A 13707-nucleotide genomic window follows, 5' to 3' on the forward strand; every position below is an offset into this window, starting at 1 on the left:
GCTATGGCACAGAACCAAACCTAATCTGACAGGCAGCTCCGTGCCAGGAGCAGACGTTGAGGAGAAGATTATTTTGATGCGAAATATTTGCGTAATATTGTTTCTAATAGCGAAAAAACGACAGTCACTCTTTTGGGAGTAATCAACTGGTAAGGCCGATATAAATAAAATTGCCATTTCTCCTGTCGCAGTTCAGGCAGTGGGGGAACAAGTTGACCGCTTGCTAAGTACTCCCTACAGATAAAATCGCTGGATTGTACAACCGTTTTCCCGGCCAATGCAGCCTGAATCTCGGCGTATGGGTCTGTAGTATAAAACTCAATATGACGAGGGACAAAAGTATTCACTGCGTCACTCATAAACTCAAATGATTTTCCCGTCTCAGGATTAATTAAACCACTAAATGGATAACGCTGTCGAAGATCTTCTAAATCAGTTGGTGCTCCCAGGCGAGCAATGAGTTCAGGGGACGCAACCAGAATATGTTCAACTTGCCCGATATTTTTAATTATAAAGTTTGGATTAGGTTCTCGCCCTACACGTATACCTATATCGATACGATGCTCGATAGTATCAAGTTTCATCATATCTAAACGCCAGTCGATAAATAACTCAGGATATGGACGTAGTGCAGTCAAAAGTTCATACAAGATTTGTTCATGATTTGGAAATCGAAGTAATGTGATACGAACAATACCCTTCATTTCATTATCATCTTTCGCTGCCTGAAATAGCTTTTCAGAATCTTCCAGCAAGCGCTTCGCTTGGGGTAAAAATAACTCACCGAAACTGGTGAGAAAGATCGAGCGAGTATTGCGTTTGAAAAGAGGTTCACCAAGCTGTTTCTCCAACTCAGCGACTGTTCGGGTTACTACTGATGGTGAAACCGACAGCTTTATGGCTGCTTCGCGGAAGTTCAGGGTTTCAGAGGCAATGATAAAAAACTTTAGAGCATCAAGTTTGTTCATGATTGTTGTGAAAATTGCAATAATGTATTTTGATAATAGCAATTAATTTGCAACTATTCCAGTCATATAATCGAACAATCAAATAAGCAACCTCTCTTACTTTTCAGAATTCAAAAGAGTAAATTATGTCAATTCAACCAGTAGAGTTAAACAAAGCCTATCGTTTATTGCAGGTCGGGCCAACGACGATGATATCGGCTAAAAATGATGGCATTGAAAATGTCATGGCAGCGGCTTGGGTAGGATTAGTAGGCAATAACAAAGTAATGGCTTTTATAGGTCCACAGGCATTTACTCGAGGGCTTGTCGAAAAAAGTGGATATTACGTTGTCCAGATCCCAGTAGTAAATCAGATGGAAATGGTTTTATATGCGGGCGGTCACAGTTATTCTGATACACCCGAAAAAAACAATAAAATCCCACTTTTTTATCAGAAAGAGTTTGATCTGCCTTTAGTTGAAGGTTGCGCTGGCTGGCTAGTCTGTAAGGTTATACCCAATGAAGAAAATGAAAAGCAGCACAACTTGTTCATGGGGGAAATTGTCGGAGCATGGAGTGATGACCGCGTTTTCAGGAATGGGCACTGGATTTTTGATGATGCGCCTGATGAACTACGTACTGTCCATTACGTAGCTGGCGGACAGTTTTACGCCATTGGCAAAGGTACAAAATTTAATTATGGTCCGGGAAAAGACTAATCCTTACTTCTGTATAAATGTAGCCATATAAAATGGCTACATAGAGGTAAGAGCACCAAAATCAACCCACTAAAGATGTCCGCTCTTCGCTCTTAGCTGCCGTTGAGGCAAGGCATCAGGGACAACCTCGTGCCAACAGCGGACATTGATGGCACATGGTATGTTAGTTTAAGGGGGGCAGGTCAGCTCTTTAGTGGATAACAAAAAGAGATATGTTTTGCGGCCAGTCTTCGCTATTCATGAAATACTCTTCATTACCTAAGTGTCTCAACGAACCTGCCATTGTATATCCCAAATCCAAAGATTCTTTCTCTAGCTTTTCAATAGCACCAACAGACACAAACTCATTCTTAGCGAGGCCGTAAAACTTATCCAGAGAAATTATATCATATTCTATTTTGTAATCACCAACAGATATTTCCTCAGTTGTACGCTTGGTACATTCATCAATAAACTTACTATGTCCTCTTAGGTGGAACAGGATATAGTTAGTATCGCCATCACTTTCATCTATGATATGACCTAATGTATCCCCATCTATAATTGGAATAGTATTTTCGGGGAAAAACATCCCTGTGCTTTGAGAAGAAATTATTATTGTATCAACAACGATGCATATTCCATGTGGGAAAAGATGGTCTATGTCTAGGCTCGGAAATGCTTTAACAGCGAACTTATGAATCAACTTTAACCCATCATCCGTTTTCAAGAAGCTGCTTATATTCTCTATTTGTGATATGGCTTTTGTTATAAATCCCTTTACTCCTTTGGCTTTGAGATAATCTTTACCCCACACAGCAGGTAAATTGTTTTTCACTTCGCCAACAAAAACATGAAACCCGAGTGATGGCTCATAAGATATTGCTAATAAGTCGATATCTGGCAGTTTAGGATCATATTCATCTAGTTTCACATCGCTAAACAATTTGTAGTTGGCATATTGCTCGAACTTTGACCTAATCTTCTTAACTAATCCTTTACCCATTATTTCAGAGATGTTGTTCGAAAAACCATCTGGATTATTCTTAGCAAAATGCCTCAGCATGGTTGAAATACCATCTACTAGTGAAAAACAAGTAGGGTTTAGCAGATACTTATTTTCTGACGGTATGTAGTTGAATGTTGATCTTGAAGACACTGCTATATCTTGGAATATCTTTTTCACCAACACTGGATTTTCTTCGGGATATTGTTGCATAGCTTGCCCCAAAAGTTCATCTTCCTTATAGGTAAGGACTCCAGAAACGTTATTTGCTTTGGAAAAATATCGTTCGTACAACGCTAGTATTAACAAGGATTTGTAAATACCAATGAATGTAGAATACTTATATCCATCAAGCATCACATCACTATCTTCAGGTATATAAGAAAAATAAAACTTTATTTTCCAGTCCGCAATGCTCTCTATAGCAGCAAAAGCCTTTTCTACATTAGGGTTACTCAAGTCGAAATGTTTTGTACCTTGAAGGAGTTCTTCTGGATTAGCCTGTGCTTGATCGTAAGGCACGCACCGTGAGTTTAAACTAAAAGTTATAAATTCCGAAGCATGTTGCCTTAAAATTGAATCGTCATTTAAAGTAACCTTAATGTTGTTATTTTCCATACTCCACGCAACAACTTCATCATCGGCATATGAATAAAACACTGCATCTTTCAATGTATTATATGCCCTCAAGAAATTAAATGTTTTGACATAATCTGAAGGTTCGTAATTTTTTTGTGGACCATCTTTAGATTTATAACGCCCCAGTAGTAAAGGAACAAGAACTTCATTTGCAGTCCTAATTTCCTCTCCTTCAGTAAAGCGATCCTTTCTATACATAAACTCAGCAAATTCACCGAGCATGTGAAGGGTATCTGAGCTTGCACCAATATTCATCACTATGGCTTGCAATTCTAATTCAAAGATACTAACTACCAAATTTCTAACTGGGTTTTCTTTTTTCATTTTTATCTACCATTGCTATAAGGAGAGCCAGTAGGTATAGTACGGAGCGAAAGTAACATACATCGAACAAAGAAATAGTTTAAAATTGGCAACAAAGGTTTACTCATCGTTTTCTCCGTTTATAAATTCCGGTGTAAAAACCAAACCGCCATCTTACTGCATGCCTCAAATTTCTCAATCATTCATGTTGGGGAATAGTTGATAAACATGTTTCATGTGAGCCGTATGTTACGCTAACGGAAAATACATAATCCCACTACTGTTCCAGTAAACCAAGGCCTGACTTTGCCCTGCTGCACTCCCCCCAGTTTGGTACTACTGCCAAGGATACTAGAGAAATTCAAGGCTGACGTTAGTAAGTATCTTATCATATTGAGCGACTCACTTTTATAAAGCGTCGGCAAACTAACTTCCGCAGATCGCTCATAGCAGACCATCAGCTTATTTAGCTTGTCCGCTCTGTGCTAGGGGCGGACATTTGCAAACAACTAAATAAATTTCTACCTATAACTATATTGATACTGATTAGGTAATTGATAATATCAATCTTGGTCGTGCACCTTTAATAGTGTTCCCCATCCTCCATGAGGGTATCCGTCAGCGGAAAGATGATATCAAATACCTGTTCGATAACGTGCCAGTCGGCACGCGAGTGCAGTTTAGTGAGACCATCCTCTGGGCAGATGTGGATGCAAGCGCAGTAAGCGGTGCGCTGGTGCGTCGTTCCGTATGGCGGTGTCGATTACACTGGTTCGGTAAAAGCCAATCAGTTCTAAAATCAGTGGGAGCGAGAGCTGTGCAGGAGTTTGAAAAAGCGGTAAGGGAAGTTCTCGAGTATATTGAAGACCGGAAGCAAAGAACCAATTTTGTGAACCGGCTCATTGCAATCAGAAAGATGCAGGAAGATGACCTGTGCTGGTGCGGTAGCAAAAAAACAGTATCCAATTGTCACTGGAAGCGGCAGAACGCCAGACCGTTGAGCGTGGATCAACAGGTTGGCCTGCGGGTAGGGATTTTTAAACGCAACAGGGTCTGTAGTGCAACGTTCGACAGTGCCAATTGTGAGACAAAAAACATAATTGCCGCACATACAATCCAGAGAAATGGTGCACTGAAGTTGATGGCTGAAAACGGTCATGTCGGTAGCCTATATCAGCAGGTGGGAGAAGTATCAGACGTTAACGTTAAGCGCGGGGTGAAGCACATTGCCTCCGTGTTTTATGGCTTTTGCCGCAAACATGACAATGATCTTTTCGAATGCCTGGAGAAGAAGCCGGTTGCTTTAAATTCCGAATGCCTGTGGGCTTCTTCGTATCGTGCTGTGTGCCATGAACACTACCAAAAAACGGCAGCAATTGAGGGCGCGAAGGCACAGCTGAACTTTGCTGACAACGGGATGCCACTACCGTGGCAACTGATTATACAGGCAGAAATCAGGTACTCCCTGGTACAATTGGAGCTTGGCTTGACGTTTATCAACACCATCAAACAACGTTTTGAACAGATCTCTGCAGATCCGCAGGGAAAGTTGCTGGGATGGCTAGTGACTTTTAATGGCCCACCAAAGCTTGCCGTGAGCGGCACCTTTTCACCATTTTATTCTTTAGACGGGCAGCTCATTCAAGGGGGAGAAGCGACTCACCCTGTGGAGCACTTTGCTATTTCTACAGTAATGTACGAGGGAAAGGTGGCCTGGATAGTCTCCTGTCTGCCCGAGCAACGTATTGTGGCCCGTTTTCTTGAGCACTTGTTCAGTCGTAGCAATCATGAAATTATGGCGATGTTGAGCTGGGCAGTTTTTGCCTGGAACGAGAATGTCTACTTTCCGCTCAGCTGGTGGGAAGGGTTAAGTGAGATGAATAAAGAAGCGCTGCTGGAGCTAGCGCAAAAAACTAACTGCACGACTCCATATGAAAACCAGACTTTCCCTGGTTCGGTGATTAATCAGCATATTCAGAGTGTTATCCCGTTTCCATGCTGAGAAGTTATCTTCACTTGAGGAATGATTTCAAACGCACCATTACGAATCAGTGGGGAAGATTCACGAATACTAGCACATCTTTTTTATCCCTCTTTTTCAATTTAGATGTCAGCTCCGTGCCAAAAGCGGAAGTTGGGGTTGCGAGAGACTCTCTAAAGGTTGATGGTTCGTTTTGTAGGGATACTTACAACTGGATTTGCGTTGTATTAACATCTTCAGCCGTATGACTTGTTGGGTACCTGAATCTTGATAAGGAAGCAAAATGCTTGAAAACTACGTCTGCAAAATCTATGTGAGTAGAGATCCTAGTTTTAGTAAAAATCTCGAAGCAACTGCATTTGGTTTCAATAATGAGGGACAGCTAAAAGTCCTCACCGCAGCCCATGTTGTTACTGATGCTCTTGGGAAGAAATACCCCAGTAGCAATACCCAAAAACTTTACGTCATATTCCATAATCATCTCGGACCAGTGAATACTAAGCCCGTTCCTGTAGATTTCATCCTTAATAACCGTAATAACAGTAACAACTTTAAAGACAATTATCCGTTTGTAGATAGTGCTGAAATGAAGTTACCAGCTGATATCAAACAGCCTGTATCCCGGTATTTTAAAGCGCGTAATCCCGAAGTGAATATGATTACATTCGGTGTGGGATATCCACTGGATCAGACTGTACTTTCAACAGTCTTTGGCAAAATTCAAAGTATTTGTCACGAAGAATGTGAAAATCACCATAGCCAGCATGACACATCTCGCTTTGTAATTTCACATAACAACAGGCAAGGATGCTCAGGTGGACCCTATATCATATCCGACGGGGACGAGTATTATGTAATCGGTAGCCTGATTGGTGAAATGTATGGCAAAAAAAAACATTCATGTCCAACCCTGTCTGTTCAATCAGCTGCCGATTTTTAGCACTGTCTGTTTTCGAAGGGTCACCGCCACGATAGTTTTTTCGGGTAAGTGACCTGCTCCTCGTTGATTCACACGGAATGCTGTTAGAAATGTCAGCTCTTCGCTCTACGCGGGCTTTCAGACTGTTCGCTTTGTGCTGTGAGTTCAACTGATGGACGCAACACACTTATTGAACTCACAGTTCTAAGCAGACTGTCAGATTTGATTGTGTGCTGTCGGTGAAAACTGTCAGCTCAAGTCTGAGCTAATACATATTAAGGTAAGAGATCCGGAGTCAACTCTCCGGATCTCGGTAAGAAAATGCATAAAACAGATTCAAATCTACTTTATACCTCTGTATTTACGAGCATAGTTCTTATCATTTCGATTGAGTCTCTAAAAGCTTCAAAACTCAACGAACATTGCTTGCCCACCTCTCCCCGGTGAGGGTCAGAGAACTTAAGGGAACAATCCATCAACGCTACTAAAGGGGGCTTTTGTGAACACATATCAATAAGCGCTGTATCCAAAAATTCTTCGGTAAAAGCCACCTGAATGCGATATGTATCGTCGATGTCTTTTTCAGCAGGCTTCTTCTTCGGGGTCTGCCTGAACTTTTTTAGAAGAGCAATACCTTCACCTGGCGAATCACCCGCCAAAAGCTCCACAGCTTTAAAGTATCGAGCACACGAACTATGTGATCCACCGATCAACTCCTTCAACATTGCATCAAACTTAGACCGATCCTGAATACACAGAATTTTTTTAAGCAATTCAATATTGAAGAGGGTCATGTAGGCAATATCGAAGCCACCATCGGCTGAGATGATTAAACATCTCAGGGCATCCAGAATATTGCCTTTCCGATAAAAATAGGCCGCCATATCATATGCCGCACCAATATGTTCCCTGTTATGAGCTAAAGCTAACCAGTCTAAACAACCATCATCTTCTCCATCGCTCATGGAGGTGGCGATGAAATAAGTTGAAACAACGTGTCCGTTCATTGCTGCTTGGTAAAGAACTCTCCATCTTTCATCAGCTGAAGATTCAGATTTCTGACGGAGTATGTAAGGGAGGCAGCTATCATTGATAGCTTTCTTTGTGCCCTTGATCGCCTCATCCCACTCCATACCAAATTCAGTTTTGAATGATTGTTTAAGGTACTTCGTAAACGTTATATCACGCTTATCTTCAATATTCTGATACTCAGAGCGTTTGATGGCTTTGTATGCACCAATAGTCATATTATCGCTAAGGTGAATATCATCGGTATACACTTCAAATGCAGCTTCTGAAGCCTCGCTGTATCTATGATTTAACCACCCACCATACGCCAACTCATAAGTTTGCCCGTTATAGACAAACGTCGTAAAATTTGACTCTGCCATTATCTGCCTCACTTTTAGCTGTGAGTACGGTCACAGTAGCCCACCGAGGCAATCATTGCATGCTCCAGTGACATACCAGGATGCTTTTCCATGAAATCCAGAGCAATATTCAAGATAAGACGCTCTTTACCTAATGGGCCAGAACTAATCATCTTTTGTTCTTGATCTATACGTGAAAGTGCCCGGCCTTTGAGTTTACGGCTTACGGGAACAGAAAGATTGGTTTTGTCAGACATAACTGCCTCCATTGGATGGGAGGCGGAATTGAACAAGCACAGATTCGCCTCCCACAGATTAAAGTGAGATAGTGAATCCGTAACTTGCTTTCGCGGGCATACGAATAAGGCCTTTAAAAAAAATACAGTAACACGCCTAGAATAGCAAATAGTTCGCTACGTGCTTTTACTCATAGCGGAAAGAGGGCCCCCTGCTCCACTATTGTGCCCGATCTGCACCGCAGAATGTTACTGACCACCCTGTGGAACACCGGCGCACGCGTCAATGAGGCACTGGCACTGACGCGGAGTGACTTTTCGCTCACTCCCTCGTACCCGTTTGTGCAGCTGGCAGCCAGAAGCAGTACGCGGACAGGGCGGCCCGCGGCGCCGGCAGAACGCTCGCCGGCATCACCCCGCACCTGACCTGCTCCCCATAAGCTAACATATCTCAATGTTATCAATGTCCGCTCCTGGCCCATAGCTGCCTTTGTATTTGTAAGTATCCTGCTAAACTCACAGCACATAGCGGATTGTGAAGTGAAATCATTTATTCGTCTTTGACCAACCCACTTTATACACAAGAAATTTCAATGCATAAGCCATCCAGGCTATTAGAAGGCTTATGCATTATTATATTTACCTCGCAATTCCCATTCTTACCACCGTCACACTTTTTCCTAGTTCATCAATAAAATCCGCATACCACTGCAACATCTCCCTTCTCTGCTCCAGGTATTGCGCATGATTATAAGTACCGCGAATGGTGTTCTTATCCACGTGAGCAAGCTGTAACTCAATCCAGGCAGTGTTATAGCCCTGTTCGTGCAGGATAGTACTCATCGTGTGCCGAAATCCATGCCCCGTTGCCTTCCCATGATAGCCAATCCTTTTTAAAACCTGATTAATGCTCGCTTCGCTCATCGGTTTAGTGATGTCGTTACGCCCAGGGAATATCAGCTTATAACGCCCTGTGACTGCCTGAATTTCTCGTAACGCTGCTATAACCTGATCGGAGAGAGGCACCAGGTGTGGCCGCCGCATCTTCATCCTCTCTACCGGTACTTCCCACACTCGTTTATCGAAATCAAATTCTCTCCATTCCGCCATGCGAAGTTCAATGGTACGAACACCCGTTAGCATCAGAATCCGAGTTGCCAGCCGGGTTATTGGGCTGCCAGAATAAGCGGCCAGCGCCGGTAAGAAGGCCGGAAGTTCATCTGCTAACAGATGAGGGTAATGGACGGATTTAGGCGTAGTTAACGCACTTGCCAACTCTGATGCCGGGTTAGTTTCAGCGCGACCGGTGACAATAGCGTAACGAAAGACCTGGTTGCAGGCCTGGCGGATTTTACGCAGTTTATCCAGCACTCCACGTTTTTCGAGTTTACGAAGCGAACTGAGGATCTCAAGCGGCTTTATCTCTGCGATGGGACGCTTGCCAATATCAGGGAAGATATCGTTTTCAAAGGCTTCCATAATGTCTTCAGCGTAACCTTTAGACCAGTTAGGGCGTTTGTACTCATGCCATTCCAACGCGATAGCTTTGAAAGTGTTTTCTACATTAGCCTTCTGAGCCAATTTGTCAGCTTTCTTCTCTTCGCTCGGATCGCCACCTAAAGCAACAATCTTGCGAGCTTCTTCGCGTTTCATTCGGGCATCTGCCAAAGAGATGTCAGGATAAACCCCGATAGAAAGTTTTTTCTCTTTACCCAAAACACGGTACTTAAAGCGCCAGTACTTCGCTCCATTAGGCTTTACTAACAGATACAAGCCACCGCCATCGGTGAGCTTGTATTCTTTTTCTTTGGGCTTTGCAGTATCAATCTGTCGTGCATTTAGTGGCATATGGGGCCTCTAATTTCCATTGAACGAGATGAGCCCCCTCAAAGGCCCCCAGATACCGCTTGATTTGGGTATAACTGAGTTGACTTCGATAGAACTCGTGACAGAAAAATCCAGTAATTTCAGGGAGTATAAAGGAGAAAAAAAGAATTCAGTAGAGGTGTGTTGACTTGAAAATGGTACGCCCTACAGGGTTCGAACCTGTGACCTACGGCTTAGAAGGCCGTTGCTCTATCCAGCTGAGCTAAGGGCGCATTACATGGATGCTCACCGTTGAGGTGGAAACGCCTGGAATTATACGGTCAGCGCCTGGTGAGTCAATGTATTTTCCGCTGGTTGCTTGCTTAGTGAACGACGCTGCACATTTTCGCAACACCTGTCCCCTTTATGCCTGAAAAGACCTGGCCATTCTACTTATCCTGAGCGCTTCCTGGGAAAAGTCCCACATCTCTTTAAGTATTCGCGCCTATATCCCCTGCTTTATGAAGGTCAAAATATTTCCATTAACTAATGTAATGGAGCCTATACGTGACAAATAGAGCGAAACAAAAAAAAGGCCGGGATTATCAACGTAAATCAGAACCGATTATACAGAGCGATAATGACGCGCGTTGCGATAGTGGGGTGAGTAACCGCTCGCTAACTATTCCCGCGAACGAAAACAGGGCTAAACACGGTTCCCTGTCGTTTGCGCAGCAGTTATTACACGACCAGACGCGAAACGTAACATTGCCGGAATCAACGAGACAACGCTTGCCTGAGCTGCCGTTTAATTCGCAGCCTTACACCATGTCGTTTATGGACATCCCGATATTATATCGCCCTGGTTTAGCGGCTGAGCCACTAAAATTGCAGACATTTTTCACGTATGGCGGCGCACAGCACATCGTCTACCCCCCAACGATCACGCAGCTTCAATCTATCGGCACCGCGGTGTATGTGGATGATCTCACCAAAGCAACGCCAGAAGCTTTTGCTGATACAGATTGGAATACATACCGCTCGCTCGTTGATAAAACGGCAACCTGGCAGTGCCTTTATACGCCCGATATTCTCAAACCGGGCATGAACCAGGCCAGTCAATTTGCCCACATGGTCTCCATTAAATGGAGCGAAACAGCCACACAACGCGATATAGCACAACAGCCAGGCGCACAGTTTGCGCATGGATTTTTTTGGCCGACACTTTTCTGTCAGGAAAAGTGAAATACGCTTGCGAGGGAAAATGCGAACTGTCATCCGCCGGGAAAAAAATCGCCACCATAGGCCCGATCACCGAGTTTTACCCTATCGGGAATATCCGCCGCCTGTGTTTGATAAGCTGGAACATCTCACCCAGCAGCTCAGTTTCGCCCTGCCTGAATGCATCATCAGCCAGATATTGATTTCAACCGATAGCTTTCTCAGTTATGCATGGAATAGAGGCCTCTTCTCCGGAAAACGCAATGCCGTGTTTTCATCGCTGGATTTAGCACATCATCGGTTCGCAGAGCCGCATCTCTCGCATTTGATCGTGGATATGGAAAGCCTGCTCACATCACGTTTTAGCGCCCTGGAAACACTGCGACAGCTCGCTTCGCATAATCGCAAACTTTATATTTATCTCTTAGCGACAAAAAGTGACACACCACTGTTTAACTTCCTGCGCGCTGCGGGCCCCTTTCGTGTATTAAAACGGGATCTCCCCGTCACGCCATTCAGGCAGGCGCTGTTGACTCCAGCCTCGCCTGTTGATATTTCGCGGAAATTCCCGGCTGTAGAGTGGCAGATGTTCACCGCTCTGGCGCAAGGAAAAACGCTGAAACATGTCGCTCACCTACTCAATCTGCCTTACCATCGCATGGTTTATCGCCTCAACACGCAGTTGAGGCAACTTGGCTTGCCCGATCGTCAAAGTTTGCTTCATTTACTGCATCGCTTAACGATTGATGCGAATCACTATTGGGGATAATGGGCGTTGCCATCCTTCCTGCCTAAGAAATTACTTAGTCAAGTTTAGTTGCCGGGTATGTTTTTTACATAAAACCAACAATTACAACTATTCCTGGTATTGTCTCTTTTTTAAAATTCACCTGGATTCCACCCAATGCGCACGTTTTTATCCTGCGTTATAGCAACGAAATTGCGACAACAGCTATTAACATTAAGAAAACAATCAAATAATTACATTGTTTTAACCATTAAAAAAAGCGTAAAAAACCATACTTATCAAAATCAGCAAGTTATCATTCCAAATATTCAATCACCCATTATTGCTCTCAGAACTTCATATTTAGAAATAGCCTTCACCGACTCTTAACGCTTTTCTGCCAGAACTTCCCAGGTATAATTGCAGTGACTTATTAATAATTACTACATCTCTCTTCATTAGCACGTAATTGATATTCCCCACACTCGTCGGTTGCGAATGGAAATAACTTAGCGAGTAAGGATGCTATCGGTTTTCACAGGGAATTATTCTTCCTCACAGAATACTTGAAGTTACATTAATCCTTTCGACGTCTGTCGCACTTATGCAAAGGCGTGGCATTAAAAAACAATCTGAGGGAAAAAAAATGAAACCGGCTTCCGTTATCATTATGGACGAATATCCTATTGTCAGGATGTCGATAGAGGTGCTTTTAGAGAAAAACCAGAACGTGAAAGTGGTACTAAAAACGGATGATAGCCGCGCGGCGCTTGATTATATCCGAACACTCCCCGTTGACCTGGTTATTCTGGATATTGAGCTTCCTAAAACAGATGGCTTTACCTTATTGAGAAGAATCAAAGCAATACGAGAAAATGTCAATGTGCTTTTTTTGTCATCAAAGTCTGAATCATTCTATGCGGCAAGAGCCATTCGCGCTGGCGCTAACGGTTTTGTCAGTAAACGGAAAGAACTCAACGATATATATAACGCAGTAAAGATGATTCTTGCCGGGTACTCTTTCTTTCCATCAGAGACGCTGAGTTATATAAGCCAGCCGAGTAAAAGAAAAGGAGAGCAGCGGGATATGCCGCTTTCCAATAGAGAAGTAACAGTATTACGCTATCTTGCCAATGGATTATCGAACAAAGAGATTGCGGAACAACTTTTATTAAGCAACAAGACCATTAGCGCCCATAAATCGAATATTTTTTCGAAACTCGGTGTGCATACTATCGTCGAGTTGATTGATTACGCCAAATCACACGAATTGCTATAGCGATATACGCCGGGAAAGGGTTCCCGGGCGTATTTTTTATTTAAAAAAGTTAATAGTAATTAATCGCGAAAGTCGCGTCGGCATTTGCCGTGCCAGGGACAGGGTTATCTGCTAGTGCGATGTAATTTGCGTAGAACTGCAACGTCGCATTACCGTTGCTGTCCACGGCGATATCCTGGCTGGCTTTCTCCAGTGCTAGCGGTGTTCGATCTCTGTCGCGCAGCTCAATAGCAACTTTCTGTGCCATCACGCTATCTTTTAACGCTAACAGTGCCGGGTTGCTGGCGGATCGCCCCGAAAACGTGATCGACGCGCTACCCGGTGGGCACCCCGCTAGTCGCAAGCTAAAACGTACCGGAGGCGTTGTGTTACCCGCATTTTGCAACTGTTTGGTTGGCCAACGGCCTAATTGCACCGTTTTATCGCTGTCGGCCGTCTCGACGTAGCACGTGAAGTCCACCACCGTCGCGCGTAGCTGAATGTTAATTTCCCCAAGCGGCGTATCGGCAATCGCAAACGGGCTCAGCCAGCACCCAACAAGCATGACATGGCGCGGTTTGATAAACATCACGGCT

The 13707-nt window shown here is 43.7% G+C and carries 12 protein-coding genes, 1 tRNA gene and 1 pseudogene; 7 read left to right on the forward strand and 7 right to left on the reverse strand.

What is annotated here, in order from left to right:
• Positions 1-68: 68 nt before the first annotated feature.
• Positions 69-968 (reverse strand): LysR family transcriptional regulator, encoded by a 900-nt coding sequence (locus ACFX4O_RS03670; RefSeq protein ID WP_136194802.1) that lies wholly within the window; start codon positions 966-968, stop codon positions 69-71.
• A gap of 125 nt (positions 969-1093) precedes the next feature.
• Between ACFX4O_RS03670 and ACFX4O_RS03675 the strand changes: the two genes are divergently transcribed.
• Positions 1094-1666, forward strand: a complete 573-nt coding sequence (locus tag ACFX4O_RS03675) for a flavin reductase family protein (protein ID WP_380207348.1) — start codon at positions 1094-1096, stop codon at positions 1664-1666.
• Between the two features lie 190 nt (positions 1667-1856).
• Here ACFX4O_RS03675 and ACFX4O_RS03680 read toward each other — a convergent pair whose 3' ends face one another.
• Positions 1857-3614 carry a hypothetical protein gene (locus tag ACFX4O_RS03680; protein WP_380207350.1) on the reverse strand — a complete coding sequence of 586 codons (1758 nt, stop codon included), beginning with the start codon at positions 3612-3614 and terminating at the stop codon, positions 1857-1859.
• 796 nt (positions 3615-4410) lie between these two features.
• Here ACFX4O_RS03680 and ACFX4O_RS03685 point away from each other — a divergent pair.
• Both ACFX4O_RS03685 and ACFX4O_RS03690 read left to right on the forward strand, forming a co-directional pair.
• Entirely contained in the window at positions 4411-5595 is a 1185-nt protein-coding gene (locus ACFX4O_RS03685; RefSeq protein WP_380207352.1) for a hypothetical protein, read from the forward strand.
• A gap of 262 nt (positions 5596-5857) precedes the next feature.
• On the forward strand, positions 5858-6514 hold the full coding sequence (locus tag ACFX4O_RS03690; protein ID WP_380207354.1) for a trypsin-like serine protease: 657 nt from the start codon (positions 5858-5860) through the stop codon (positions 6512-6514).
• 326 nt (positions 6515-6840) lie between these two features.
• Here the strand turns inward: ACFX4O_RS03690 and ACFX4O_RS03695 are convergent, their stop codons facing one another.
• Both ACFX4O_RS03695 and ACFX4O_RS03700 read right to left on the reverse strand, forming a co-directional pair.
• On the reverse strand, positions 6841-7884 hold the full coding sequence (locus tag ACFX4O_RS03695; RefSeq protein ID WP_380207356.1) for a hypothetical protein: 1044 nt from the start codon (positions 7882-7884) through the stop codon (positions 6841-6843).
• A 14-nt stretch (positions 7885-7898) separates the two neighbouring features.
• On the reverse strand, positions 7899-8120 hold the full coding sequence (locus ACFX4O_RS03700) for a hypothetical protein (protein ID WP_380207358.1): 222 nt from the start codon (positions 8118-8120) through the stop codon (positions 7899-7901).
• A 204-nt stretch (positions 8121-8324) separates the two neighbouring features.
• Here ACFX4O_RS03700 and ACFX4O_RS03705 point away from each other — a divergent pair.
• Positions 8325-8521, forward strand: a pseudogene (locus ACFX4O_RS03705) (phage integrase family protein); the annotation flags it as partial.
• Positions 8522-8738: 217 nt separating this feature from the next.
• Here ACFX4O_RS03705 and ACFX4O_RS03710 read toward each other — a convergent pair.
• Positions 8739-9947, reverse strand: coding sequence for a tyrosine-type recombinase/integrase (locus tag ACFX4O_RS03710; protein WP_380207360.1), 1209 nt, complete (start codon positions 9945-9947; stop codon positions 8739-8741).
• A 174-nt stretch (positions 9948-10121) separates the two neighbouring features.
• Positions 10122-10198 (reverse strand) — tRNA-Arg (locus tag ACFX4O_RS03715).
• A gap of 274 nt (positions 10199-10472) precedes the next feature.
• Between ACFX4O_RS03715 and ACFX4O_RS03720 the strand changes: the two genes are divergently transcribed.
• From ACFX4O_RS03720 to fimZ, 3 genes are all read left to right on the forward strand, one after another.
• Positions 10473-11150, forward strand: a complete 678-nt coding sequence (locus ACFX4O_RS03720; protein WP_131406107.1) for a hypothetical protein — start codon at positions 10473-10475, stop codon at positions 11148-11150.
• Between the two features lie 19 nt (positions 11151-11169).
• Entirely contained in the window at positions 11170-11895 is a 726-nt protein-coding gene (locus ACFX4O_RS03725) for a DNA-binding response regulator (RefSeq protein WP_235855183.1), read from the forward strand.
• A 604-nt stretch (positions 11896-12499) separates the two neighbouring features.
• Positions 12500-13132 carry a fimbria biosynthesis transcriptional regulator FimZ gene (gene fimZ / locus ACFX4O_RS03730; protein WP_131406106.1) on the forward strand — a complete coding sequence of 211 codons (633 nt, stop codon included), beginning with the start codon at positions 12500-12502 and terminating at the stop codon, positions 13130-13132.
• Positions 13133-13181: 49 nt separating this feature from the next.
• Here the strand turns inward: fimZ and sfmF are convergent, their stop codons facing one another.
• Positions 13182-13700 (reverse strand): fimbria assembly protein, encoded by a 519-nt coding sequence (gene sfmF, locus ACFX4O_RS03735; RefSeq protein WP_380207363.1) that lies wholly within the window; start codon positions 13698-13700, stop codon positions 13182-13184.
• Between the last annotated feature and the right edge of the window lie 7 nt (positions 13701-13707).

The organism is Kosakonia sp. YIM B13571 (assembly GCF_042788095.1).
Taxonomy (GTDB): domain Bacteria; phylum Pseudomonadota; class Gammaproteobacteria; order Enterobacterales; family Enterobacteriaceae; genus Kosakonia; species Kosakonia quasisacchari.